Here is a 26,156-nt window from a genome sequence, read left to right as displayed (position 1 = left end):
AATCGGGCTTGCCTGCTTGCTGCACCTGCCAGCTTCAATCGGCGCTGATGTTTGCACGAATTGGCTCGGTATTTTTCTGGCTCTTCATCGGCATCCTTTGCATCGCCATGTTTCCCATCGCCGTTCTGATCTGGCTTTTGACGGTTCTCTTTGATCGACGACTTTTTCTGCTCCACAAGTTCACCTGTTTCTGGGCCTCCTGGTTTACCTGGCCCAATCCCCAGTGGAGCGTCCGCTTTGAGGGCAAAGAACACTTACGACGCGACGGCGCGCGAATCATTGTTTCCAATCATCTTTCGCTTGTCGACATTCCCGCGGCTTTTCGCTCCTTCCTGCACTTCAAATGGGTATCCAAGGCCGAGAATTTTAAGATTCCCTTTGTCGGCTGGAATATGCGCCTCAATCGCTATATTCAATTGACGCGCGGCAGCAACCGTAGCAACGCCAGGATGTTGCAGGATTGCGAGCGAACCCTGGCGCAGGGCAGCTCCGTTTACATTTTCCCGGAAGGCTCCCGCGCCGCCAATGGAAGGGTCAGCAAATTCAAACGCGGGGCCTTCGAGCTGGCCAAGCGGACCGGAGCGCCCATCCTTCCCATCGTCATCGATGGTTCCGCAGAAGCGCTGCCCAAAAAGGGACTGGTACTGCGCGGCGTGCACCGTATCCGTTTTCGCTATCTGGCAGAAATCCCCCCGGAACGTTTTGTCGATCTCAATGTCGACCAGTTGACCGAAATGGTGGAAGACCTGATCCGCAGTGAGCACGAGAAGATGATCGCCGCCCGCACATGAGCAGCGTCGCCGCTGGCGCCGGCAGTCGTTGGACGGCTCTGGATCGACTGCGCGGCCTGGCTGTTCTGGGCATGCTGCTGGTGAACAACCCGGGCAGCTGGGCGCACAGCTATCCGGCCTTGCAACATGCTCGCTGGAATGGGTTGCTTGGCGCCGATCTTGTATTTCCTTTCTTTCTTTTTGCCGCCGGCGCATCGATCGCCTGCATGCTTCGCAAACAGGAAGATCCAGCAAAGCAACGCTCCCATCCAGTTCGTCGGGCATTGCTGCGCAGCCTGCTGCTCTTTGGCATTGGCCTGTTGCTCAATGCAATTCCTGATTTTGAATTTGGCACGCTACGCTTCATGGGCGTCCTGCAGCGAATTGCGATTGTCACCTTGCTTACGACCTTCGCCGGACAAAGCTTTATGTGGCGCGGCAATCTTTTGCTGGCGCTGGCCCTGTGTCTTTTGCACAGCCTGTTGCTGAGTTTTGTTCCTGTACCAGGATACGGGCCGCCCAACCTCAGTCCGGAACACAGTCTATCGGCGTGGCTCGACCGCCAGATACTTGGAACGCATCTCTGGCTCTGGAGTAAGAGCTACGACCCGGAGGGCGTCCTTTCCAGTATAACAGCGCTCGCAACGGCGCTTTGCGGACTTGCGACGGCCCAGCTGTATCGCGTCCGACAATCGCTGGTCGATCCTGGCTTACTGGGCATTGGCCTGACGGCGACCGGACTGCTGTGGACCTGCTGGCTGCCCTTGAACAAGTCGCTCTGGACTGCGTCCTTTGCTCTGTGCACTGCTGGATGCGCGGCGCTACTGCTGCTGCCATTGACAGCGAACGGAAGCGGAGTATCGCTCTTGAGCGCCGCCGGCCGGAATGCGCTTTCGCTCTTCTTGCTCAGCTCGCTGGCGGAACGATTGCTCAGTCGATTCCCGGGTCCCGGCGCGGCATCGCTCCAGGCGCAGTCCTACAAAGCGCTGCAGGCAATGCTGAGCGCTCTGGATGGGCGATGGGATCCGCGGCTGAGCTCGCTGATCTGGGCGATTTGTTTTATTCTGCCATTTGCGCTGGGCGCCATTTTTCTGCAACGCCGCGGGCTCTATCTGCGCCTGTAGTCCTGGAGCGCTCGTCGTACTCCTTGCCCGTACCCTTGCCGCTTCTCGCTGGTCATGGAGGGCGCCTCGCCCGCAGGTGGACTGATGCGGGCATCCATCTATGTGCTTTCCACCGGTACGGAACTGAGCTCCGGTCGATCAATCGATAGCAATGCGCCGCACATTGCACGCGCTCTTGCCGAGCGCGGGTTCAATGTAGCCGGTCTCGGCACGCTGCCCGATGATGCAGGGATTCTTTACCGCGAAATCGAGCATACCCTGCAGCGACCTGAAATTGATGGCATCATCATGACCGGCGGCCTTGGACCTACGGAGGACGACTACACGATCGATACGCTCTCTGCGCTGAGCAAAGCCGAAACCGCAGAAGATCCCGGAGCGCTACGCAAGCTGGAGCTGCTGGCGCGTCGCTACCCGAATCGAATCAAGCTGGAGCATGCGCGACGCCAGGCGCGCGTGCTCAAAGGTCATGCGGTATTGAAAAACGAACGCGGGCTGGCGCCGGGCGTACGCCTGACTGTGAACGTGGGCGATCAGCAGCGCTGGATCGCTGCCATGCCTGGCGTACCTCAGGAGATGGAGCTGATCCTCGAAACTGAACTCCTGCCCTGGTTGGAGGAGCGTTATCCACAAACGGGAATCTTGCGTCGTTCTTTCTATGTCTACGGCCTGGGCGAGTCCACATTTCAGGCGCGATTCTTTGGAATGGGTCGCAATGCGTCGACAGAAGCCGCGCTCTTTCCGCGCCATCTGCTGCCCGCCGATTTTGTCTGGGGTGTTACCGCGGAAGCAGGGCGTCTGAAAGCTTTCTTCCAGACCGCCGATACAGCACTGCTCAAGTCTTTTGGGGCTGCAGCACAGCAGGAATGGCCGGATAGTTATTCGCCAGAGCTTGCTGAACATCTGCTACACCGCCTGGCGCGCGAGCGCGGCTTTTCCATTGCCACAGCGGAGTCCTGCACCGGCGGACTGGCCTCCAAGCTTCTGACCGATTTGCCCGGCGCTTCAGCCTATATGCGCGGGGCCATTGTCGCCTACCACAATGAGGTGAAGATCCATCGGCTGCAAGTCGACCCCGCGCTTCTGGAACGCAAGGGCGCGGTCAGCGAGGAGTGTGCAATTGCCATGGCACAAGGCGCCTGCGCGGCGCTGGACGCCGATTACTCCGTAGCGATCACCGGGGTGGCTGGCCCCGACGGCGGCAGCGCCGAAAAACCAGTCGGGCTGGTGCATCTGGCCGCAGCTGGCGGCAAGATCGCCGCGAGCTGCCGTGTGCTGCAGATCGGCATCGATCGCGACCGTATCCGACACTACAGCGCCCACCTGGCAATTTATCTTCTTTATCGTCATATACTAACTGACCTTGGCCTTCCGCTTCCTGGTTGAGGCGCCCGCCTCGGATTGGAAGGAACAAATAGTCAAAAGCCGCCGATCACTGGAGCATCGGACTGGACGCCAATCGGCCATGATTTTGGATTTGTCGATGTTTCGATGGAGAATCGCGGGCCTGCTTCTGGCGACATGCCTGCATTGCTCATCAGACAATGATTGTTCGAGAGCGGATTCAACATGCGCGCTCAGCGCTTTGATTCCCTACCTGCCCTTCTATGTGCCGCGCTTTCTCTATTCTGGAAACAACACCTCCAACACGATCAGCGGCTACCGCATTGACCCTGGAACTGGCGCGCTCGCAGCACTGGGCAATACTGCCACGCTGTCAGTATTGAATCTCAAGATCTCGCCCGATGGGCGATTCCTGTACATTGCGACTGGCGGCGGGAACTCGATTGTGACCTTTGCCATTCATCCCTACACCGGCGCACTGACGCAAATCGGCAGCGTAGCGGCTACTGCGCCGGTCGATTTGCTGCTCGATTCCAGCCGTCGATTTGCATATGTGTTGAACACTCTGCCAGCTTCGCTTCAAACCTTCGCCATCGACCCAGCCTCGGGCGCCTTGAGCCCTTCGAGTACCCTGACCATGGGAAGCGCGGGCAACCAGATGGCGTGGCGTCCCGATCAACGCGCTATCTATGTAGCCAATGCCACTGGACAGGTGATGGTCTTCCGTGTGGACCCGGCAAGCGGCGCCGCCCTGCTGCTGAGTCAAACGGGATTGGCTAATGCCCGCGGGGTTTCGGCCGACCCCTTCGGGAGATATGTTTATGTTACAGACAATACGGCAATACTAAAGGTTTTTCAAGTTCTCGGCGATGAAAGCCTGACGCTCGTTTCCAACGCAACAACCGGAACATTCAATACCTTCAGCTCCGTTACGCCGGACGGAAAATATGTCTATGTAAGCAATCAGACAACGGACAACATCAGCGTGCTACAAGTTGGCGACGGCGGCGTTCTGACCAACGTTGCCAATCAGCCGGCCGGAACCGGGCCGATTGGCGTTCACTGCGATGTAAATGGACGCTTTCTCTTTGTGGCCAACAGCGGTTCCGGCGACACCTATTCCTTTCGAATCAATCCGAGCAGCGGCCTCCTGACTCTTGTTTCCAGTCTGCCTTCCGGAGTCACAGCGCAAACTCTTGGCACTCTGAATCAAATTGGCTTCTGAATCAAGACTGTCTCTGGATTCGCTCCTGGAAGACCTCGCGCTGCCAGCGAATGCGCTGCTGGCAAAGTTGCAGCGCGAGCGCTTTCAGGGCAGCGGCCCCGGCGGCCAGCACCGCAACCGCACCTTGAGTGCGGTACGCCTGCGGCATCCGGAGAGCGGTTTGCAAGCGGAGGCCGCCAGTCATCGCGAAGGCGGCCGCAATCTCCATGAAGCGCTTCATCGTCTGCGCATCGCACTTGCCCTCCTTGCCGCCGAGCAATTTCGCTCCGCGCAAAAAGGCGGCGAGGCGGACGCCGCATTTTTGCGCCAAACGCAAGAGCGTTTTAGACCATTTCGAATGCCGATCAACGCCGATCACGACGACTTTCCCGGCCAGTGCTTTCTGTCCCTGTCCTGGCTGAGTTTGTGCGATGCCGAACCCAAGCCGGCGGCCGCAGAATTGCGACTGAGCCCTTCGGCGCTGACTCGCTTTTTCAAGCTGGAGGGATCGCTATGGCAAATGGCGCAGCGAATTCGCAGCCAGGCTGGCAGGGGCCAGCTACGCTGAAGCAAAAGCCAGCGACGCTTACGGCGACGATCTTTCCTGCAAGGGCTCGATTCGATCCAGCTGGCCGTGAAGAAAGCGCTGCGGACAGCCAATACAAAAGGGATTCGGCAACCATGCGTACACGCCGCTGGCAAGGTGCAGGGCGACTTCCTTTTCCTGAGCATCCGCCTGATCCAGCGCGCGGCTGCCAGAAATGAAAAAAACATCTGTGGATAGCGATTGACCAGCGGCAAGGCGCACGCGCGTTGCATTCATTATTTCGCTGCTGAATAGGATATTGTAGGCGCCATCATCAAAGCTCCATGGGCGATTTGCATTTTCCGTAATGGACTGGGCCTCCTCCGGGCTTTCGACACTCATTGCGCTGGCGCTGGCAACATTGTGGCTGCACATTACGGCAACGTAGTCTCCCGGCGGCAGATCAATCAGATGTTGAGTCTCATTGCCCAGATAGGCGCTGGCATAGTAGCTGGCGCCGCGAAGATCCAATACCCCGCCAATATTTCGCTCCGGATCAAGGCGCGCGTAGTAAACGCGCATCGGTCTATAGCGCACGACGTACGGAATAGCAATGACAACAAAACGCGCCTCGATACTTGCCGTTGCTTCAGAAGCAATATAGCCAGGCGGCCCTTCGCGCAAGTCGGGTATCGTACAGCCATTGAGCGCCGCGGCCAAGGCCAACACGGCCAACACGGCCAACACGGCCAAGATTCGTTTGCCATCGCATGCATTGCATACCATGGTCAGAGCTTTCCTGGCAGCTCAAGGCAAGTCAAGGATTCGAGTATTTTGACTTGCCAGAGATTCCCTGTCAGATGCCTGTAGCAGGTCTTGCGTACTCTTGCCTTTTGCGCCTTCTTGGCCGTCGCACTATTGAATTGCGCCACTCCCATTGGCCTGCCTCCGCGCGAATCGGGCGCAACCGGCGCGCTGGTCATAGCCATTACTGTGTCGCCGCCTTTCAGTCCGCTGGGCGTGTTAGACCGCACCTGCGACAGCGTCTATTTTGTGCGTGACTCCGACGATGTGCCGCGGCCCGAAGACTACTTTCAATCGCGCTTTCGTCGACAGAATCGATTCTATACGCCTGATCTTTTGCCCGGCGCATACCTGCCGGCAGGATGCAGCTACGATGTGGCTGCGGACTTAAGCGACATCAATCGTCATGCGGAACGCTACGGAATTTCGCTCCCTTCAACTTCCTCCTATACCACCTATTTCTCCCGAACCATGAGCGAAAAGGCCCGCGTCATCGTGCAGCCTGGAAAAATAGCCTTGATGGGGTCCTTTGTCGTCGACATGTCCCTCGATTTTGATGCAGCCGACGAGTTTCAGCAGGCCAATCGTCAAATGCTTACGCCAGATCTTGCCCGCTTTGGAATCGGCTCCTACGCAAACATGAAGTTTTTGTATCGTGGAACCCCGCGCGACACAGAGGAGGAGGCCACGGCGCATGAGCGGCAGGAGAACTTCCAGCGCGGAGTGGCGGCGGACCTCGCTGGCACGCACTGGGAGCCGATGCTTCCAGTAGAATAGTGTCGAGCTACTGGCCGACATCCCCCAACTACCCCTTTCCCAGCAGATTGCCAAAGCCCGCTGGTCGTTGTCACACCCTATCAGTACAATGGTCCGATGCCACGGATCTTTCATTTTGCAGACCTGCACCTCAGCGCCGCGCCAGCCGAGCATGAATACAGTCTGTCGACGCTGACCGCTCTGTGCAAAATGGCCAGGGAAGCAAAGGCCGATTTGCTGACCATCGGCGGAGATCTCTTCAATACATTTGAGGATATCGCGCCGCTCCGTAAGACGGTCGGCGAAATCTTGCGCTCCTGCGACGCGCCAGCGTTCTTCCTGCCGGGAAACCACGAGAGCTTGCGACAAATCCGCGGACAGAAGCTAGAACAATTCAACCTGGGCGAGCACGTTGAGTTTCTGTCCGAGGGACCGGCAACATTTCTGCAACGCGAGTTTGGCGGACACAGTTTGCAAATCGTCGCCGTCCCGCACAGTTCGGACTATGCGGCCCTCAGCGAGTGGAAGGCGCCAGCGCCGCCGAGAGGTCTGCGCATCGCACTGGCGCACGGAATTGTCGCCGGCATGGCCTACTCCGGACCCGACGAAGAAAAGGACGCGCCTGCCGGGGTGCTGGAGGCCGCGCATTTTGCACGCTGGGAATGTCAGCTGGCCTTGCTTGGCCACATTCACGCTGGACGGGAGCAGACAATCGACGGCGTTCGCTGCGCCTACCCTGGCAGCGCTCGCGTCTGGCGACGCGGCGAAAGCGGCCCGCGAGAGGCTTTGCTCATCGACTGGCAAGGTCGCGAGTTTTCCCTGCAACGTATTGCTATAGCCGCCGCAGGTCAGTATCGCACTGTGGAAACGAACATCCTGCCGGAAGGAAACGACTTCGATTGCAGTGCGCTTTCCTGGGAACCAGAGGACACCGTCGAAATACGCTGGAACGGAATGGTCGAAAGCGATGACCGCCTTGATGCGCTGGAGCGCAAGCTACGGGAAACTGCGCCGCCCGCGCGCCGAATAGATTTCACGCGCGACCGGGATCGATGCCTGGTCGCCGCAGACGTAGTGCAGCTTCCCAGCGCCGTGGAATTTTTGCGTCTCTGGCAACAGGGTTTCGAACAACTCGGCGGAGAGTCCAATGCCGAGACCATTGCCGACTGGCGTCGCGCGCGCGCGCTGGGTCTGAAGGCGCTGCACGACAACAAGGTGAGCTGAAATGTTTATCCGCTTACTGCTGCACAACTTCGGCAAGTTTCGAAATTCTGAATTTGCTCTGGGTCCAGTTACGGCCTTCTTCGGCCCCAATGAGGCCGGCAAGAGCACGCTTTTTGACGCCTTTTTCCAGGCGCTATGTCAGCCATCGGGGAGTACGAGCGACGGCAAGCGACTGCGCGAACGCTACGGCGAAACGGCAAGGGCCTCCCTGCACGACGCCAGGGGCGAGATCAAGGCCAGCCTGGCCCACGATGAGTTCCTGTCCACCTACGCTGTACACAGCGGCAATGTTCATATCAAAATGAAAGGACGCTTCTTCCAACAAGCCACGGCGGAACTATTCGAGAGCGATGTTCGCATGGACAAAGCCATCAAAATGCTGAACGACCTGGCGTCGGATAAGGCCAGCTTCGGCGCCGCCAGGGCGCGTCTCCGCCTCCGAAGCGAGCGCCAATCGCTCAGCGAGCGATTTCAGACCTGTGATCATGAGCGACTTGCTCTGGTCAGCAGGCGTAAGCAGGATCAAGAGCGCGGCCAGCGCATTGCATGGATGGATCAGGAGCTGCAACGCGCGGAAAAGCAGCTCCGACTTGCCGAGGATGCTATGCGCGATTTTGACGCGGCCGCCCGGCGCTCAGTCCTGGTCGAAGCCCTGAGCAAATTGAATCGAATCAAGGACCTGCAGCGCGAACTGGCGGACCTGAAACCTTTTGCAGAAGACGATGGCGGGGCGCTGGATTTGCTTTTGCAAGAGAATACCGCCGCCGCGGCGGCGGCGGAGGCGGCGCAGAAGCGCGCACTGGAAGCAAGCGAGGCCCGGATCGTCCACGATCGTAGTATCGAAAGCCTGAAAAAGCAGACCGGGGCCATGCTGCAGGCGTCACAGCTGGCAGGAGCACAGCTGGCGGCGCTGGCTACGTCGCCGGCGGTGAGTTCGAAATTACGGCGTGGCCGTCTGGCCGTTACGCTCGGACTGGCTGCGGCTGGAGTCGCCCTACTGGCCTATGCGTTTTGGGGGGGCGACGTTTACGCCCTCGTAGTCGGCGGCCTGCTTCTTTTTGGCTCGGCGCTCCATATTGTAGTCCGTCCTCATCGGGAATCGAAACTTGATCCGATTCGTCTGCAGACGCTACAGGCGGAATGGCGCAGCCTGGATCTGCCTGAACCTGCAGCGTTCACGCAGCAGAGCTACGAAGAAGAACTGCGCCGCAGAGAAAACGAGGCAATGCGCTACGAAGAGAGGCTGGGCCTCAGCCAGCAGCGCGACGCCGAGCTTGCGCAAGACGAGGAACGCAGCGCCGGCGAACAGGCAGCGGCGGCGGCCGCCGTGCAGCGCATAAAAGAAGAGCTTCGGCAATGGCTGCAATCGCGGGGCGTGGCAACGCCGGAGCAATACAAAGAGAAACGTCTGGCGTGGCTGGAAAAGAGCGGCCGCATCGCATTTCTCCGCGAGGAGTTGCAGAGCGTAGCCGCTGCGCGCGAACTCCGCGAGGCGGAAGTCGAATGGCAAAGCGAACTGGCCCAGCTTGGCGCCGGCGGCGCAAGGCAGGCGCCTGACCCGGAGGGTCAGTACAAACTGAAAAGTGCACATAGCGCTGCCCGCCAGCGGCGTGAGGAGCTGATTCAGCAATTGGCCGCAGAACGGGAATCGTCGGCCAGCGATCGCGGCGAAACACAGGGAGCACTCGGGCGGGTGCTGGCAGAATGGAACGATTTACAGCAGCAGGCGCTCCGATTGGAAGCGGATCTCCTCGAGAAAGAACAGGAGCAGCGCGCCGCCGGAATAGCCCGCGGGCTGCTTGCCGATTTGCAGCAGATGCACAGCTATCGCACGGTGCAGTTGGTCGAAGCTGTGAATCACTCGCTTTCCGGTCTTTTCCCGGAGACGCAACGCGCCCGCGTTAATGAAAACGCCGCCGAGCTTGAGCTGCAACTGGCGGATGCGCAGGGCGAAGCGCGGTCGATCGACTACCTTTCCGCCGGCACGCGCGATTCCTTTTTCTTTGCTCTACGTTTGGCTTTAGCGGCCCGGGTCGGCGTGGATGGTCGATTGCTTTTGCTGGATGAGCCCTTTCTGACGCTCGATGCAAATCGAGCGGAGCGGGCCTTAAAATATGCGCTGCACTTTGCGGAAGAAAAGAGCTGTCAGCTGGTACTCTTCACCAAAGAGCAGGCGCTGCTTGAACTGCTGCAAAATTCAGCGCCCGAGTATACGCTGCATCGGCTGAGCTCTTCCGCCTGAGATGCAGCGGGATTTCTTGCCGCAATGCAGCAGCAGAATAGCCGATGCGCCTCAGGGCCCCGGGTTTCCAGCGCCGCCCTGACCGCCCTGCGCTCCGCCGCCCTGTTGCCGCTGAAAGCTCTGCGGCTTTTCCTCTACGTACTGCATACGCACCAGCGAATCCACCATGTCCTGATAGATCTCGTTGCGCGCATCTACCTCGTCGCGTCGATACTCCGCCGGCGTACGCAAATCGAAAATGGGGTGCAATGCCTTCGGTAATACGTATGGATTCTCGGACCAGGTCATACGTACGTCTTCCAGCGTTGGCGTGTAGGGTTCCTGAACCAGACCCGCTTCCGTTTGACCAAAAGGGTTTTGCAGCGCGTAGTTATCAAAAGGATACTTCAAAGCAAACAGGAAGGCGGCATTCATCTTTGCCATCCGCGCCAGGTGAATAGAGGCGATATAAAGTTCAATACGGTTACGCCGCTGATCGGGATTGATGCGTTGTTCCGGCGTATTGTTGGCGTCGGCGCGGAGCGCCCGGTAGCGCGCCTCCTTGGCCATCCCCAGGTGACGGTAGCCGTACTCTACATTCTTTTCGATTCTATACTTGTTCATTGCCCAGTGATAGTCGCGGGCATTGTAGCGGCGTCCCGTCTGGGGCGATTCTCGATCAATGGCGAAGTCCTGGCGGCGTCGACTGCCGGGACCAAATTGCACGGAAATATCAACCACCGTGCGATCATCCGGATCGTTTGGATTTTTCTTTTCAATGGCGTCGCGCAACATGATCTCGGCGCGCTCCAGATAGGACTGGCTCAATTCTTCGAGCAGATGATCGACCCGCACCTGTGTGTCCAGGAAGCGATTGTAGGCATTGATATAGTTGCCTTCATAGAAGTAGACCATGCCTTGCTGGTAGATCTGCTTGATATCAAGGTATTGCTTGATGCGCGGCCCCTCGGCGATGCGCACCGAATCGCCAGGCGCGCGTAGCTGATCCATGCAGGCAGGAAAGGGTTCGCAGGGGAAATTGTAGACCAGCGGCTCAAGGATGCGCATATACTGCACCATCTCGATGCGCTTGGTTTGCGCCTTTTCGGCCACCGACTCAGCGGACAGCCCTCCGCCCCAGATGCCGCTGGCGGCAATGGCCCCGGTAACGATGCATTTCTTCAGCGAAGTCCTCATGGCGCCGCCTGTTTCCTGATTCAATTTAGCCGTGCTCCGCCTGGATGCCGGGCTTTTTCTCCTATCGGTTAAGCAGGAATGAAACCTGATTGCAGTCAGCGGAAAAAACGGGGACGGTGCTCCTGACTGCGGCTTTCAGGATTATGTCCCGGAAGCTCGCGAAGCAGCTGCAGGGGCGCCGCCATGATGATCAAGAAGAAGGTCGAGGACAAGGCCAAGGCAATTTCTTACCGGGCCAAAGAAAAGACCACCTGCCCGGTCTGTCGGCAGGAGTTTCAGATTGAGATGCTGCACAGCGGCGGCGGTCGATTGATAGCCGGGAAGCTGACGCCGGAGCTGCGCCGCCTGTATGAAGTTTCCAAGAAGTACGGCAAAGTATACCCGCTGGCCTATTCCATCGTTGTCTGCCCGCAGTGCCTCTATTCATCGTTTCCCAAAGAATTTGAGAAGCTGGAGGGCGCCCCGCTGGAGGATCTACGCAAGAGCGTAAACGATCGGCGTGCATCCATCGAAAAGATTGCCGGCCAACTGGACTATTCCGAGGATCGCAATCTGGTGACGGGGGCTGCGTCCTATTTGCTTGCTATTGAATGCTATCAGCGTCGCGATATTTCCGTGGCGCCAACGCCCAAGAAGGCGATCTGCAGCCTGCGCGGCGCCTGGCTATTTTCGGATATGAACGACGAATTTCCAGGACTGGGCTTCGACAAGGTGCGCGACTTTCTCTACACCAAGGCGGTAACTTACTACTCGCCGACGCTTGATATTATGACCAACGGTCGCGAGCCCCATGATCAGTTCCTGGCCCTGCTTGGTCCCGACACGGACAAGAACTGGGGATTTGATGGCGTAATCTACATCAACGGCTATCTCACGCGCCGCTTTCTGGATCGATTGGCGCCATCTCCCAATCAGAAGATTGAGATGCTGGACAAGTGTAAGCGGCACCTGGGCAAACTCTATGGCATGGGCCGAGCTTCATCCTCTAAGCCTTCAATTATTATTGATATGGCGAAAGAACTCTATGAGCAGATCTCCAACCAGCTGGAGGAGATGACCGCGGCCGCTCCGGTATGACGCTGCTTACATGAATTGCCCTGTGGCGCTGCTGGTCGAATACGACGGCAGCCAGTTTGCCGGATTTCAACTTCAGGAAGGCCTGGCGACTGTGCAGGGCGAACTGGAGCGCGCCCTGGCCGTAGCATTGCGCTATCCAGTGCGGGTAAGTTGTTCCGGGCGCACCGACGCTGGCGTCCATGCCAGCGGCCAGGTGGCGGCCTTCGACGCGCAGGAACCAGTCAACTCCGAGCGGCTTCGCGCTTCGCTGAACGCGCTTCTCCCGGAGGGTATTGCTGTCCATTGTGTCAGCGCCGCTGCAGCTGGGTGGCATCCGCGCTACGACTGCATCGCCCGCGAGTACGAATATCTGTTCTGGTGCGGTCCGGCGCCCTCCGCTCTGTGGCGTCGGCGCGCCCTGTGGCTCAAGCACTCGCTGCCGATCGTCCAGCTCAATAGTCAACTGGAAGCGATATTGGGCGAACGCGATTTCGCGGCGTTGACGCGCTATGAATACCGCAACTCCTCCACCACCCGCTATCTACACCGCGCGCAGTTGCAACAGACGGTGGAGGCGCCGATGACCGCGCCTTCCGGAAGCTTGGTCGTTTTGCGCATCGTGGCCAATGCTTTCCTGCATAACATGATTCGAATACTGGCCGGCTCTCTCGCTGACATAAGTCAGGGAAAGATTCAAATCAATCTGGCCGAGATCGTCGCCAGCGGGAATCGAATGCTTGCAGGGCGAACGGCGCCGCCTCACGCGCTTTATCTGCGAAGAGCGATTTATCGCAGTTCTTGCCGGCTTCAGGGATTTGACCTCGACGACCAGCTGCCCGATCGAAGGCCACGAAGCGCGCTGGCAGCTCTTGATCATCAGCCCTGATCGGGGCCGGGCCGGGCGTTTTATTTCTCTTGTCCCATGCAGCGCCCGCCAATTCGTTACCGGAACTCCGGCTTATGAGCAGGTCGACAATTCAGCGGACTGCCGGCGCCTTTTTGCTGGCCGCCACAGTGCTTGCGCCAGGCGTATTGCAGGCGCAGGATCGGGCTAGCAGGCTGCGCCACGAGCTGGGCTTCTGGTTTGGCGCCTCCAATCCTTTGCCGGGTTCGGACGTTGATGCCGTTCTCGATGCCAACGTAGGCGCCGGCGGCTTCTACCGCGTCAACTGGCCGTGGATCTTTCACAGCGAATTTGGTTTTTCCTGGGCCCAGTATTTTTCTCGGGGCGAGCAGAAGCTGCTTACCGTCCCTGTCTATGGCGCACTTTCCTACCAGTTGCCCTTTGCCTTCAAGGTGAACACTTTTCTCAAACTGGGCGGCGGAGGCGCGTGGATTGAGGTGCGGCCTGCAAACCGCAGCGGCTGGGACCCTCTCTTTTATGCGGGTCTCGAGTTTTCCATTCTTGCCAGCCGGCGCCTGCGCGTGGGCCTGCGCATTGATTACAACTTGATCTATGAAAAGAATCAGGATCCGCCGCCGCTCTACTACCTGACGCTGGCCAATACCGACCCGCGATTCCAGCAGACGCAGAATTTTTCGGTACAGAATGGGGAATTTTTCCACTTTGGTCTCATGCTTTCTTTTGTGCTGTAACGGGAGCCGTCGCCATCATGATTCAATTGCCGTCACTTACTCGCAAATGTGCTGTCTACCTCCTGCTGGCAGCCATGCCGTCGCTGCCTGGCTGCTTTAAGGGGAGCGATGGCCCATTGCTCTCCTTCCTGACTAACAGTCGATTGATCATACTTTTAAAGGGAACGTACGCCAGCGATCGCCCCCTGGAGTTCTACGAAATCAATAGCAATCGGATCTTCCTGAGTTCAACGGACACGGCGTTGTTGAGCGCAGGCCTGAAGCAAGCGACTACCACAGGGTGCACGCCCTTTGTGGATCCCCTTTGCCTGCCGCCGCTGTCGCAATTGCCCATTTTTCTGGACTTTGGCGAGGTGCGGCTGAGCTCAAGGGAACCTGGCAATGACGAATTGCTGGGAGTCGACGATGAGGAAAGTTCACAAGGCTTTTGGGACATTGCATCCAATGAGCGGCAGGTCTATTGCAGTACAACGTACACCCTCGATAGCTCACGGGATAACTGCAAACTGGGCGGCGTTGCGAACTTCTACGAATTGATGAACGGCAACGGCGTGATTTACCCAGGACGCGATGTAGCGGCAGGCATCTACTACCACGCAGGCGTCTACGCGCGCGCCCTGGCTACTGGCTGGGGACTGCGCAACGGGGTCCTTGCCTTGAGCACCTTTGATAACAACGATATCGTCGGCGTTCGGATCACGCCTTACGTGCAGTATGATCCTAACATCGACTCGACCACTCAACAGCTCATTCCGGCCGATTGGTTTCCGATGCACTATTCCTCCTCATTGAATCCCCATGGAGCAATGATCAAGGATGACGCCACCTACACCCCGGTCGTCCTCGAAATTCGCTTTAATATCAAGGAAAACTTGATGGTACATTCGTTTACAGACGAAGGCAACCGATCGGCGCTGGCCGTTGCCTTTAGCGACTGGAGACGGCCACACAATGACAATGGCGCGGACCTGGGGTTGAACATGGGCGGCAACGTGCTTTCTCGAGCGCGCATGTTCTATCCGGACGTAACTTCAACGCTTACCATCAGCGGCGGAGTGCAGAGTCCGCGACACTACTATGCCCTGGAGTATTCCACGGACGCCACGCGTGACATACAGCTTCCGGTCAGCGCTACTCCGGTTCGCAACGGATCAAACAATACAATGCGCAACGTAATGGCCGGAACCTACGTATTGCAATGTCGCTATGATTGCAAGCACGACGGGTATCCGGAGCTGGTGCAGTCCGAGGTCGGCCCATTTGAAATAGGTACTGGACCGGGCCTGGCGGCGCAGAGCCTTGCCTGCGGCTGCGGTATCAACCCGCCAAGCGGCTGCGATGCGGACCCGCCCTGCTATTGATTGAGCGATGAAGGCCGCGGGCCAGTTGGCAGCCCGCCATCTGGCTCGCTGGCCTGCCGGATGCGTCGACGAATGCTGCGCGCACGACGACGATTGGCTTCCAGTAGACCAAGCATCCGCTGATGGTCTTCGTGTCGAGCGTGCGCCCCAAAGAGGCGTTCCATCAAACGTTCGGAGAGTAAATACCAGGAAGCGCTTGAAGTTGCGCGCAGCTCGCCCGCGGATAGAATGCTTGCTCTGGTGTAGAGCCGCTTTTTGCGCACCGCTGTAATCCAGGCGCGCACTTCCAGTTCCCTGTCCAGCGGCGTCGCGCGATGGTATTTCATATGCAGTTGATCGGTCATTACAGCGTGACCGACGTGATAGCAGAGGTTTCCTTGCGCTTCATCGAGAATCGCGGCCAGCACACCGCCATGCATATAGCCGGGCGCGCCGCGCTGCCAGCTTTGCGGAACGTAGCGAAAGCGAACTTCGCCGCTTTCTTCATGAAAGGAAAAATCTGCGCGCAGACCATGCTCGGAAGCGGATCCGCACCCGTAGCACTGCGGCGAATGCAGGTCCTGCGAGGATATCGTCGGTCTGTATTCGTCCGCGGGCATACGACTGTTCTCGGTTGAGCGGCTTTGCTGTCAGCTTCTTCATGGCAAGGGAGTGGCGAAGTCAAATACGTTGACCAGCGTCTTTTCGGAAGAAGTACAGAGCATGGTCGGGAACGTTCCAGCGGCCGTTCCGGCGTAGTAGCAAGTCGTCTGCAGCAGGCGAGCCCCGCTTTGAATGTCCTGCAGCAAGGTTCGTTCGGAGGGACTGTACAGCAATTGGTCCAGGCAAGCATCCTGTGCCAGTAGCATCGCCTGCGCAGCGGCGAAGCCGCGAGCCGAAAAGTAGAAAGCCCGTTCCTGAGCGCTGACCAATTTGCCGATATTGGCGTTCATCCCCTGCTGACAATCATCCATTATTGTAAAACGATTCTGGTCGTTGATGCTGGAGAAATTGGCCGCGCTGTCCGCCTGCAGTGCCAGTTGCGAGGCGGCGGCAGCCAGCGAAGTCGTGCAAGCGGAGGTGGCGCCATCCTTTAGCAGGCCCCACTCCGAATTGTAGCGAGAGCGCAAGTCGCTGCTCAAGTAAGCCGAGTTGCTCAGATCCCGGTAATTGTAAACATTGCACTGGCTGCGCGGCGCACGAGAACAGCTGAAACGACCAAGCTCCGTCGCCTGTCGAAAACTTTGCGCACAATTGCCCGATTCATAGTATGCAAACAGGCTCAGCGCCAGCAGGTCGCTGGCGCCTATCGGGTCCGGATCCTGCTGGTCCAGTTGCTGGCACGCTCCCCAATATAATGTAAGCAGCGCCCAGATCAGCCGCGGGGATCGTTTGAAAGCCATCAGAATCGCGCCTCCACTCCAAGATTGATTAGAGGTAACAACAGATTCCGCCCGCGCCCGATAGGCGTGGAAATGTAAGTGCTTTCATAGCTGACTGCCGGATTCACGCCGCGTACGTAGGGGTTCAGGAAATCAAAGTTTTCCGTTTCAGGGTTGCGCCGACCGTATACGTTGATCAGTTCGACATAGTAGTTCAAGAAACCCCACTCATAGTTGAGAAAGCGGTCCAGGCGAATATCAAGCTGATGGATTGGCAGCAACCTCGCTGAATTGTAGCGATCAGAATATTTGGGAATAAAGGTAGGACGTCCAATGATTGGAAGATTGGCAGTGCTATCGGCGCTGGTTATGGGCGTATAGGGCGTATTGTCGTTGTAACGCCAGCGCACTCCCAGCTGCCACTCGGCATTGAATTTATAGCTGACCACCATGCTTGCCTGGTGGCGATGATCGAGATCAAAGAGCTCATCCCGGTCATTGTCATACAGAATCAGGGTCTCGCCGCTGTCGTAGTAGAGTGCGGTAAGCGGTCCCTGCTCAATGTAAGCGGCAGCCTTGCGCGATACGTTCGCTGCCTGAATTTGATCGCGCTGATCTTGTGTGAGCCGCGGCTGATGATTGTTGCGTTTGGTAATAGAATTGGTGTAGCTCAGCCATCCCGAGAGGCCGCGGCCGCTGCTGGAGGGCGCCAGGCGCAGAAAGATTTCGCCGCCCTCGCTGAAACCGGTTCCGTCATTGGAAAAATTGAGAGCGCGATTTTCGTAGGGTGTGGCGGCAATATCGAGCGGCTTGCTGGCCAATTCACGGCGATTGGTGCGCGGCGAAAAGGGGACCGTCAGCCAGGCGTCCTCCACTACAAGATTACGAAAAGCATTGCGAAATGCCTCCAATTTGAGGGTAATGCGCGATCCGAACTTCTGTTCGATGCCGCCGGCCAGACGGTCCGCTTCTTCCATGCGCAACCAGGGATTGCCGGCCTCCTCGCTAACCGTATTCAATCCCGGGGGAACATTGAAATGTCGACCGGCTCCCAGCAGCAGGGCGGCGCCTATTTCATCGATGGCAAACTCAAACCCCAGCCGCGGACCAAGACCGCGGCTATGCGAAAGCGAATAGTATTCATTGCGCAGCCCCGGAGTCAGTCGAATACGCCAGAATTGAACTTCCGCATCAAAGTAAGCGCTGTCCAGATGGTATCGAGTTCGATCGCCGTCATACAGCGCACGGAAGCTGCGGTTACTCTCGACCAGATCGTTGATTACATCCACAAAACTTGGCGTATTCGGATTGATGGCGCTTTGCGGCGAAAAATTTCGCAATGAAAGCTCCCAGCGCACATCGTTGTGTTCGGCGCCCACGCGCAGCGATAAGAGATCAGAAATCAGCTCCATCTCCGTTTCGCTGAGTGCGTAGAATTCGCGCCTGGCATCCAGCACCTCAAAGCCAAAGATCGTCTCCCCGGTGAAAGGCGATCGGAAATCCAGCTCATAGTCTTCGCGAAAGCGGCTGGTTTGCAGGCGGACTGTACTGCGCAGCCAGCCGCCGTATTGATATGCGTAGCTGAGGCCCTGGGTATGAAAGCCGCGATCCAATCCCACAGGCGGCCGAGAATCCGTATTGCTATCGAAATTGCCGCCGGCGGCGCCGCCGGCGGAGTTCAAGCCGTCGAGCCCGGGAATCAAGCCGCCGGAATCGGAGTTAGAGATTTCGGCGGTAGATTTCGCGTAGTCCAGAATGTCACGCGAGCCGAAATAGACCAGGTAGACTTCGTGTGAGGCGTTGAGCTTGCCTCCGATCTTGAATTGTCCATCCTGGTAGTTTGCATACTTTGCGTTTGCCGGGACGCCGTCAGGGTAGGTGCGCAACAATACATAGTTGGGATACGATTGTTTGGCCGTACCAAAAAAGCTGATTCCGCCAAACAGCGGTCGTTCGTGATAGACATCGCTCTTGAACAGAGCAATATTCAGATTGGTCAACGGCCGTTCCGAACTTGTCGGTCCTTCCAGCCAGATGATTCCGCCCGTGCTGTCGCCGAAGCGCGCCGGATAGGTTCCTGTAAAAACATCGAGCACTCGAAGGTACTGGTTATTGACCACGCTCGATTGGTCGCCAAGATGAAAAGGATACTGGATCTTGAAGCCGTCCAGGTAGAAGCGGCTGGCTCGCGGACCAGCGCCGCGCAGCGTTAGAAAGCCGCTGGTGCTATTGCGATAGGGTGGACCGATGCCAAAGCCCTGCAGAAAATTGTTGGTCAAGATGTTGGTGGTCGGCAGGGCCCCCACCGGCGGCGCCGCTGCCACTCCGGGCAAGGTCTCCACCGCACGAAGTGCATCGCCGTAGGCGCCAGGCAGGCGCCGAATCTCTTCCTGGGTCAGCCGGTAGCGCGACAGGCGAGTGCGATCGCGCAAGCCAACTATGGTTACGGCCGCGTCATCGCCAGCCGTCTGCGACGGGCCGGCGCCCGCGCCCTCCGGCGGCGCCAGCAATAGTTCAACCGCCTGGTTGTCCTCCAGCTGGCGACGAAACTGTTGTACCTGCTCGCCCGCCACGACTCGCAGCGTATAGAGTCCCGGACGCGGCAGTTCAACAAACAAGCGTCCCTGTTCGTCTGCATAAAAGGTCTCGCCCAGCTCAAGAATGATGACGCGCGAATCAGCCAGGGGCGTACGCGACGGCGCCTGCAATACGCGAACGGGCGCTCGCAGGGCTGCGCCCGGTTGGGCGGAAAGATGACGGAGCGGATGAACCGGCGCCCAGAGCAGAACCGCAACAATAAGGGACGTCGCCAGGTTTCCTGGCAGCGCTCTCAGACAAAAGCAACGCGGTCGCACTTGACGCAGCATGGGCTGCGGCGAGCTTCGAAACCTGTGCCGTCGAAGGGAGCAAATTTCATGTCGCGAGGCGTCAGCAGGCGAAAAGCGATTCCGTTTGCCCTCCTGCTGACGGCTTTGTCCTGTGTAACCAATTGTAACCAGAGCGATCGAACTACGCCGGCGTGGACGGCGCAAACGCGCATCAATGCGGCCTATCAGGTCAAGGTAGACCAGTGCGACTCTGACCCGGGGCTGTGGCTGATTGTGCCGCATGATGTACGGGAAGAGGATGTGCAGCTATGTGTTGCAGAACTGCTGGCGGCCGCCTGTCCGCTGCGAGGAACTCCGGCAGGCTGCCTTTATATGCTGCTGAAGCCGGCGCCGGCGCCGGACACTGACGGAATTTAGCGCGCCACGCCGCTATGATCTGGATATCTTCAACGCTGACCGCGCTTGACTGCGTCGCCTTCAGGCGACACCTGACAGAGTACCATGAAGGACGCAGCGCTTGAACTGGTTAGCTTTCCGGTCGCCCCGCTGGGCTGCAACTGCACTATCCTGCGTTGTCCGGATACCGGCGAATCGGCGGTGATCGATCCCGGCGGCGATGGACCTCGCATCATCCAGGCCCTCGAAAAGCAAGGATCGTACGTGCGCTGGATTGTTCATACCCATGCCCACTTTGATCATTGCCTCGCAACCCGTGAGGTCGCCGAGTATGCCCGCGCTTCGAACAAGGTCGCCCGCGAATGGCAGACCCATGTAGGCCTGCATCGCGGCGACATGTTCCTCTATGAAAATCTGGGCGTACAATGTCGCTGGTTTGGCCTTCCGCCACAAGAGGCGGAGGAAGCCATTGACTACTTTCTGGAAGATACCGAGGAGCTTGCCATTGGTCGCGGGCGCTTGCGCGTCCTGCATACGCCCGGCCACACTCCTGGCTCCTGCTGCTTTCACCTGGAAGAAACGGGCATGTTGTTTTCCGGCGACACGCTATTTGCCATGGGTATTGGTCGGACCGATCTGCCCGGCGGCGATTCGGACACAATCCTGCGCAGCATTCGCGAGCGGCTCTTTACGCTCGATGATGCTACTCAGGTGCTGCCAGGGCACGGACCCATGACGCGGATCTACGAAGAAAAGCGCGGCAATCCCTTCTTTTGAAGGGGCTGGCCGCGCCCCACAATCAGCGATTGCGCGTAACCGTAAAATCGCGCTCCATCTGTGAAAGGCTGCCGCTCAGGATTTGTACGCTGGCGAGGTCCTCGCCCTGCTCGCCCAGCAGATTCAAACGCAAGCCAGCTGGCGATTCAACTGCCGTTGCGCCGGAGGCGAAGGCGCCCTGGAATCGGCGGGTCGGCTGCGATCCGTAGCGGAATTCGCCGCTGTAACGATCGCCGTCTCCGCGCAGCATGAGAATGACTTCAACCGGCGGCCCTTCCCCGTCCCACGCCTCGCCGCGCCACTGCCCTTCGAATCGATCGAAGCCGAATCCAGGCAGCGCCCGCTCGGTGGCGCGCTCGCGAGCTGCGTTAGCGAAAGCGGCTACGGCATTGGAATCCTCGGACTCCGGACCAAGCTCCGGCTTAGAACGTACTACATAGAAATAAAGTTCGCCGCGCTCCGGCAGCCTTTCGCTGAAAGTTGTCTGTGCGGCTGGCAGCGTGGCTACCTGCTGGTATCTACTCTCCCCTTTCTTTTTCCGGAAAACATAGTAGGAGCTGGCGCCTGGCGTCCGCTGCCAGCGCAATGTTACGCGCTGCTGCTGTTGAAGCAGGTCGGCGCGCAGATTGGCCGGCGGCGGGAGCGCGCTGCCGGCGCGTTCGGCATTGGGATTGGCCCGTCCAATTGCCGCTTCGGCATAGTCGCTGGCGCCGGCGCCATTGGCTGCGGCTACTGTGTAGGCGTACCAGCCGCCGCTCTGAATCGCCTCGCTATCATCGCGGAATCGATTGGCGCGCACCTGCTGCGGGCTGCTCCAGCTCTGCGCGTCGTAGTCGTAACGATAGATGTAGTAGCTCTGCGCCCCGTTCACAGCTTGCCAGGTCACATCGATGTGATCGGAATAGATTCCATTGGAAGCCTCTACGCCCTGCGGCGCCGAGGGCGGCGTATTTTGGCCGGCGACGCGCACGCTGGTTGCCGAGCTCCATGGACCGGCCCCGGCGCCGTTGACTGCACGCACAATGTAGGCGTTTTCGGCGTCGACCACCGCGGCGCGATCCGTGTGCGTGGCTTGCGAACTCTGGCCGATCAGGCGATAGCTGTTATTTCGAGAGTCCCTTCGAGCAATCTGATAGCGCTGGGCGCCGGCCGTTGCCGTCCATTGCAGCCGGACGGCAGCGCCGCTGGCTTCGCCTTCCAGTCCGACGACTCTAGCCGGCCGAGCGTTTGTATCTGCCGGGCGCGACGCAGCGTAACCTTCCGCAACCGGGCTGCGCTCAGGATCAGAGTAATTTTCGTTGGAAGCCGCGGCCACAATGCCGTAGCGATAAGCAACGCCGGGCTGAACCGATGTGTCGGCGTAGGACAATTCCTGTGCATAGCCGAGCTGCTGGAAGTTATCGGGCGATGTGGACGGCGCACGGAAAAGGACGTACACCGTAGCGCCCTGCACAGCGGACCAGCGCAGCTCAACCCGATCCGTGAAGCTGCCCTTGCTTGCCGTAAAGCCGGCTGGCGGATTGAGCCGACCCTCGCCTTCCGATTCCGCGGGAGAAGGTTGCGGCTGGGGTTGAGGCTGCGGCTGCGATTCGCGGACATCGTACATTACCAGCACTTGCGGCTGGAGCTGCTGCCACATACGGTAGGAGATCCACCCGAAACCGCGATCGCCCCACTGGTTACCCCACGAATTGATCAACTTAAAGGCGCCGACATGGCCCGCAGGCGATCGCTTGCTATCATCGTAACCGACCAGAGTCATGGCGTGGCCGCCGTAGTTCTGTCCGCCGCGACGATCGTAAACCTGAGCCTGAAGACTGTAGAAGTTTTCGTCGACGGCGATGCCGAAGTTCACTGGATTGCCGGCAGCCAGTTCGGCCTTGATGGCATTGAGATCCGTTCCGCCGATCGCGCGATAGCTGCGCGCTCGATAACTGCCGGCTTCCTGACGTGCAGCCGCTCCGGGTTGCGTACGGTAGTCGCTGTCGCGGTAGGGCATCGTTTTCCAGCTGGCGGCGCCGCGCTGGACCATCAAATTCATTGCGCTATTGATTACCGATCCCTCATCGCGACCGCCATTGATCTGGTTGTACGTCCAGGCTGGCGAAAAAATGTGCGCGCCCTGTCCGCCGCTGACCGGAGCATCAAAGCCCCAGCTGCGTTCTGCATTCTCATGAAAGGATTTTGTGTAATAGGTTGTTGACCAGGCCACGCAACTGCCCTGCTGTCCCTGGTTTCCAACAGGGGGCATTCCTGAACTGAGGTCGACGCTGGATGGCAGGCCGCGATGCGAAACCTGCGTTTGCTCTGAAAGTTCGATGGCAGCAAAACGATCGACCGGGAGCGGCTGATAGCCGCAGCGAAATCGACCATTGCGGCAATCCGCCGGCTGAACGCTGGCTGGATCAAATCGTTCCTGGGCCATGTATCCGGGCGCCAGGATCAGGGCCGCTGTCGAGAGCAGGACCAGTGCGGCCCAGACGATAGCTTTGCGAACGTTTTTGTTCATGTGATGCTCCAGTAAATTCGAGGCGCTGCAACAGCAGAAGCGCTAGCGACCGGCCAGGCTGCGCAGTTGAGCCAGGGTATCATCGGAGAATTGTGCAAAGGCAAAAGGACGCGGATCAATCGGCAATAGAGCGCCGTCTGCGCTGCGCCGCAAAAAGACAAAGTAGCGTCCATCCGGCGGAACTTGTCGGAGGTGCCGTTCATAGGAATAGGGAAAGACCATGAAGTAGAGCCAGACCTGGTTGGCAACGTCGCCCTTCAGTCGTTCTTCAATTTGCAAAGAGACGCTGGCATGTTGACTGACTTCACTGAAGGGTCGCGTCTCGCCGCCGGCCAGCCGGGCAAGGACAACTACATCCGCATTCTGAAAGCGCTCCGCCAGCGGCATCATTGGCGGCAGCGCGACCAGCGAGATCGGCGTCAGGCCAAGCAGCAGTACGGAAAGCAGTCGTCGCATTGCAACTCTCCAGAGTAGACGGCCGGCCGGACAGGCCGGTTCACAGCAGAAGCATGTTTCCCCGGGAAGGTCATTTCTTTTTTTGTCACTGATTTGGCCCTTGCAAAGGCGGCGCGCCTGGATGATCTGGTCTGCGACCGAGCAACAAACAGGAGCGATGGCATCTATGGCAGCGGCCGAATTCCAGATTGAATTTCTTTCCAGCGTCCCGCAGCGCGCGGATTTGTGGATCTGCTTGAGCCTGCAGGCAGCGGCTGCAAATGAAGAAGACAAGCCTGTGCTGGCCGCCAGCGATGCGCTGCAGCGATTGGCCACAGCCAGCGCTACGCCCATTCTGGAACTGCTGGCCGACGAGCGCTTCTGTGGAGAGCAGGGCAAGCACGTCGCCCTGAACCTTGCCGGGGCCGGCCAACGAGACCTGCGCTCGCTGACCATCGGTCTGGGTCCCGAGGCAAAGCTTCGCTACCATCGCGTTGAGGCTTCGATAGCTCGCGTACTGCGCAATGCGGTGCATCAGGAGAAGATTGGTTCTGTTTTCATTGATTTGCCCTTTGGACCCGAAGACCCCCGACTTCCGGCGCTGTGGCTGGCGGCGGCGGCAGCGGTGCACCAATTTTGTTATCGATCTCGCGAAACGCGCAAACCCGGACCTGCCGTCGAGCGCCTGCAGTTTGTGTCGAGCTCGCTGACGCCGACGCGAAGCAAACAGCTGGCTGCGGAACTGACAGCGACGCTCCGGGCGCGCAGCCTGGCCATGGACCTGGTGAACATGCCAGCCAATGCCAAACGCACGAGCTCTCTGGCGGAGGAAGCGCGGGCTCTAGCAGCCTTCGACGTCGAAGCGCGGATTCAGGAAGATCTGCCGTGGATCAAGACCAACATGCCCTGCTTCTATACCGTGGCGCGCGGTTCGTTGCAAAGCGATCCGCCGCGATGGATTCATTGTATCTATCGACCTTCTGGAACTGTAAAGCATCGCATTGCTCTCGTAGGCAAAGGCGTTATTTTTGATACCGGCGGTTATCAGGTAAAGCCTGACGACTACATGAATTCGATGAAGGCCGACATGACCGGGGGCGCCACAGCGCTGGCGGTGCTGCGCGCTGTGGCCGAGCTTAAAGTCGAGGGTCTGGAATTGCACGCTTTCTGCGCCGCCACGCCGAACATGATAGATTCCGACGCTATGGTGCCTGATTCTATTGTCGATACGGCCTGCGGCAAGAAGGTCGAGATTCGCCACACCGACGCCGAGGGAAGACTTACGCTCATTGATGCCGTGACAATGGCGGAGCGCGAACAACCGGAATTGATTGTGACCATCGCGACTTTGACGGGAGCAGCGGCTCGCGCTGTTGGTCCCGCTATCGCACTGATGTCGCGTCAGCGATCATGGCGCGACCGCTTTGAACAGGCCGCTGAACTGGCCGGCGATCCCTGCTTCGCCCTGGATGTGGTTGAAGAAGACTTCGAAGATATTGCCAGCAAGCTGGATGGCGCGGACATTAGCAATGTCCAGAAAGGAAAGAATCGCGGCGCACAAACCGCGGCCGCCTTCGTGATGAGCGGAATCAAAGAACAGCAGCCGTTGCTGCACCTGGATATCGCTGGCGGCGATATGACGGAAGATGACCGCGCCACCGGAATCGCAGTCAAGGCGCTGTTGCGTTTTCTACTCGATCTGCCGTAAGCGTAACAGCGCTCAGGCCAGCGAAGCCATGGCCTGGAATCGGGCCAGCAGGGCCGGCAGATCATCGTCGGCCTGCGCGCTGCAAAAGCGCCAGCGCTGTGCAAGACGGATGCATTCCCCCGGCGCCAGATCGACCATCGCGCTGTGGCGCTCCAGCTCCAGATAGTTGCGATCTGGAGAGTTGTATATTTCCACATCGGCGCCGTGGGCAAAACGGGCGCCGGGCAAGGCCGCCGAACTTCGCTCCACGCCAACGCACTTGTGCTGGCGGATGAGCAGGGCGTAGAGCGGCGCTGCGCCGGTCACTGCGCCGTACTTGAAATGGGCCGGACTTTGACAGTCGATTTGCGACCATCCGGACGCCGCAGCGCGCACTCGCTGCGAGAGCAACTGTACAGACTGCCCCTCATTGGCATGGGCGATCAGCTGCTGCGGTTCAACCGCCACGAACACCAGAGCTGGTCGCAGAAATTGGCTGACATTCCAGACGCCAAGCGCACGCACATGGCCGCTGCAATTGACAATGCTTTCCTCAAGATGCGCCACATTGGCTTGCAGCCTGAACTCCCGTCGAACTTGCAGGCCGGTTTCAGAGCAAGGCGCGCTTTCAAGGATAAAGGAGTCCTTGCTCTCGATCCTTCTGTATTCGCCGCCATCCAGATCGCGCAACGGACGCGAACCTGGCCACGCCGCCTGCGGGGCTACCCAGGTCTTGTCGCCGCCCCACAAGGGAAAGCCGCCATTGTCGTAAGCTCGAAGCGTATCAGCAGGAGATATCTGCTGCAGATCCAGATCAGCGTAGAGCAACTCCATGCCCTCGAAGCGCAATGAAATCAAACGACCGCCCGGTCCAGGCAGAAAGCCAAGCTCCAGTTTTTCACTGCGCAGACGCCATGCTGCTCGGCGATAGAGCTCCGTTGGTTCAGGGGCGACCATTTTCTACATGGCGGCCCGTCGGC

23 protein-coding genes are annotated in these 26,156 nt (G+C 58.7%); 15 read left to right on the top strand and 8 right to left on the bottom strand.

The genetic code is table 11. From position 1 onward, the window contains the following. The first annotated feature begins 47 nt into the window (after positions 1–47). From K1X75_14665 to K1X75_14645, 5 genes are all read left to right on the top strand, one after another. A complete protein-coding gene (locus K1X75_14665) occupies positions 48–791 on the top strand; it encodes a 1-acyl-sn-glycerol-3-phosphate acyltransferase (protein ID MBX7059305.1) in 744 nt (247 codons plus the stop codon). Then, a complete protein-coding gene (locus K1X75_14660; protein MBX7059304.1) occupies positions 788–1,894 on the top strand; it encodes a heparan-alpha-glucosaminide N-acetyltransferase domain-containing protein in 1,107 nt (368 codons plus the stop codon). Before K1X75_14665 ends, K1X75_14660 begins: the two co-directional genes overlap by 4 nt. Positions 1,895–1,978: 84 nt before the next feature. Further along, on the top strand, positions 1,979–3,280 hold the full coding sequence (locus K1X75_14655; protein MBX7059303.1) for a nicotinamide-nucleotide amidohydrolase family protein: 1,302 nt from the start codon (positions 1,979–1,981) through the stop codon (positions 3,278–3,280). 199 nt (positions 3,281–3,479) lie between these two features. Beyond that, a complete protein-coding gene (locus tag K1X75_14650) occupies positions 3,480–4,463 on the top strand; it encodes a lactonase family protein (GenBank protein MBX7059302.1) in 984 nt (327 codons plus the stop codon). Then, positions 4,453–5,010, top strand: a complete 558-nt coding sequence (locus K1X75_14645) for a peptide chain release factor-like protein (protein MBX7059301.1) — start codon at positions 4,453–4,455, stop codon at positions 5,008–5,010. Before K1X75_14650 ends, K1X75_14645 begins: the two co-directional genes overlap by 11 nt. Positions 5,011–5,028: 18 nt before the next feature. Here the strand turns inward: K1X75_14645 and K1X75_14640 are convergent, their stop codons facing one another. Continuing rightward, positions 5,029–5,754, bottom strand: coding sequence for a hypothetical protein (locus K1X75_14640; protein MBX7059300.1), 726 nt, complete (start codon positions 5,752–5,754; stop codon positions 5,029–5,031). A gap of 117 nt (positions 5,755–5,871) precedes the next feature. On the opposite strand from K1X75_14640, the gene K1X75_14635 reads away from it, so the two are divergent. From K1X75_14635 to K1X75_14625, 3 genes are all read left to right on the top strand, one after another. Then, a complete protein-coding gene (locus K1X75_14635; protein MBX7059299.1) occupies positions 5,872–6,549 on the top strand; it encodes a hypothetical protein in 678 nt (225 codons plus the stop codon). A 96-nt stretch (positions 6,550–6,645) separates the two neighbouring features. Further along, positions 6,646–7,752, top strand: a complete 1,107-nt coding sequence (locus K1X75_14630) for a metallophosphoesterase (protein MBX7059298.1) — start codon at positions 6,646–6,648, stop codon at positions 7,750–7,752. A 1-nt stretch (position 7,753) separates the two neighbouring features. Further along, positions 7,754–9,994 carry an AAA family ATPase gene (locus K1X75_14625; GenBank protein ID MBX7059297.1) on the top strand — a complete coding sequence of 747 codons (2,241 nt, stop codon included), beginning with the start codon at positions 7,754–7,756 and terminating at the stop codon, positions 9,992–9,994. A gap of 51 nt (positions 9,995–10,045) precedes the next feature. Here K1X75_14625 and K1X75_14620 read toward each other — a convergent pair whose 3' ends face one another. Next, positions 10,046–11,170 (bottom strand): hypothetical protein, encoded by a 1,125-nt coding sequence (locus K1X75_14620; protein MBX7059296.1) that lies wholly within the window; start codon positions 11,168–11,170, stop codon positions 10,046–10,048. A 186-nt stretch (positions 11,171–11,356) separates the two neighbouring features. Here K1X75_14620 and K1X75_14615 point away from each other — a divergent pair, with 186 nt between their 5' ends. The 4 genes from K1X75_14615 to K1X75_14600 all read left to right on the top strand — a co-directional run bounded on the left by K1X75_14615 (position 11,357) and on the right by K1X75_14600 (position 15,183). Next, positions 11,357–12,247 (top strand): DUF2225 domain-containing protein, encoded by an 891-nt coding sequence (locus K1X75_14615; protein ID MBX7059295.1) that lies wholly within the window; start codon positions 11,357–11,359, stop codon positions 12,245–12,247. Between the two features lie 22 nt (positions 12,248–12,269). Further along, positions 12,270–13,112: a tRNA pseudouridine(38-40) synthase TruA gene (gene truA / locus K1X75_14610; GenBank protein MBX7059294.1), complete on the top strand. Its 843-nt coding sequence runs from the start codon at positions 12,270–12,272 to the stop codon at positions 13,110–13,112. A gap of 74 nt (positions 13,113–13,186) precedes the next feature. Further along, positions 13,187–13,822, top strand: a complete 636-nt coding sequence (locus tag K1X75_14605) for a hypothetical protein (protein MBX7059293.1) — start codon at positions 13,187–13,189, stop codon at positions 13,820–13,822. A gap of 17 nt (positions 13,823–13,839) precedes the next feature. Then, positions 13,840–15,183 carry a hypothetical protein gene (locus K1X75_14600; GenBank protein ID MBX7059292.1) on the top strand — a complete coding sequence of 448 codons (1,344 nt, stop codon included), beginning with the start codon at positions 13,840–13,842 and terminating at the stop codon, positions 15,181–15,183. Here K1X75_14600 and K1X75_14595 read toward each other — a convergent pair. From K1X75_14595 to K1X75_14585, 3 genes are read right to left on the bottom strand one after another with little or no spacing between them, the layout of a single operon-like run. Continuing rightward, the gene (locus K1X75_14595) at positions 15,177–15,782 is read right to left on the bottom strand and encodes a PaaI family thioesterase (GenBank protein MBX7059291.1); all 606 of its coding nucleotides are present in this window, start codon (positions 15,780–15,782) and stop codon (positions 15,177–15,179) included. The genes K1X75_14600 and K1X75_14595 overlap by 7 nt on opposite strands. Before the next feature lie 39 nt (positions 15,783–15,821). After that, positions 15,822–16,565, bottom strand: a complete 744-nt coding sequence (locus K1X75_14590; protein ID MBX7059290.1) for a hypothetical protein — start codon at positions 16,563–16,565, stop codon at positions 15,822–15,824. Further along, positions 16,565–19,411 (bottom strand): TonB-dependent receptor plug domain-containing protein, encoded by a 2,847-nt coding sequence (locus K1X75_14585; protein ID MBX7059289.1) that lies wholly within the window; start codon positions 19,409–19,411, stop codon positions 16,565–16,567. The genes K1X75_14590 and K1X75_14585 overlap by 1 nt, the downstream gene beginning before the upstream one ends. A gap of 48 nt (positions 19,412–19,459) precedes the next feature. Here K1X75_14585 and K1X75_14580 point away from each other — a divergent pair, with 48 nt between their 5' ends. Both K1X75_14580 and K1X75_14575 read left to right on the top strand, forming a co-directional pair. Then, positions 19,460–19,789, top strand: coding sequence for a hypothetical protein (locus K1X75_14580; protein MBX7059288.1), 330 nt, complete (start codon positions 19,460–19,462; stop codon positions 19,787–19,789). A gap of 84 nt (positions 19,790–19,873) precedes the next feature. Next, entirely contained in the window at positions 19,874–20,545 is a 672-nt protein-coding gene (locus K1X75_14575) for an MBL fold metallo-hydrolase (GenBank protein ID MBX7059287.1), read from the top strand. Positions 20,546–20,567: 22 nt separating this feature from the next. Here the strand turns inward: K1X75_14575 and K1X75_14570 are convergent, their stop codons facing one another. After that, on the bottom strand, positions 20,568–23,054 hold the full coding sequence (locus K1X75_14570; GenBank protein MBX7059286.1) for a hypothetical protein: 2,487 nt from the start codon (positions 23,052–23,054) through the stop codon (positions 20,568–20,570). A gap of 42 nt (positions 23,055–23,096) precedes the next feature. Next, the gene (locus K1X75_14565; protein MBX7059285.1) at positions 23,097–23,510 is read right to left on the bottom strand and encodes a hypothetical protein; all 414 of its coding nucleotides are present in this window, start codon (positions 23,508–23,510) and stop codon (positions 23,097–23,099) included. Between the two features lie 166 nt (positions 23,511–23,676). Between K1X75_14565 and K1X75_14560 the strand changes: the two genes are divergently transcribed. Continuing rightward, complete coding sequence (locus K1X75_14560) at positions 23,677–25,197, top strand: leucyl aminopeptidase family protein (protein ID MBX7059284.1); 1,521 nt, start codon at positions 23,677–23,679, stop codon at positions 25,195–25,197. 12 nt (positions 25,198–25,209) lie between these two features. On the opposite strand, the gene K1X75_14555 is transcribed toward K1X75_14560, so the two are convergent. After that, complete coding sequence (locus K1X75_14555; GenBank protein MBX7059283.1) at positions 25,210–26,133, bottom strand: hypothetical protein; 924 nt, start codon at positions 26,131–26,133, stop codon at positions 25,210–25,212. Positions 26,134–26,156: the final 23 nt, after the last annotated feature.

The sequence above is a fragment of the Leptospirales bacterium genome (assembly GCA_019694655.1).
Classification (GTDB): Bacteria; Spirochaetota; Leptospiria; order Leptospirales; family Leptonemataceae; genus SSF53.
This window is presented reverse-complemented; position numbering and strand designations above follow the sequence as displayed.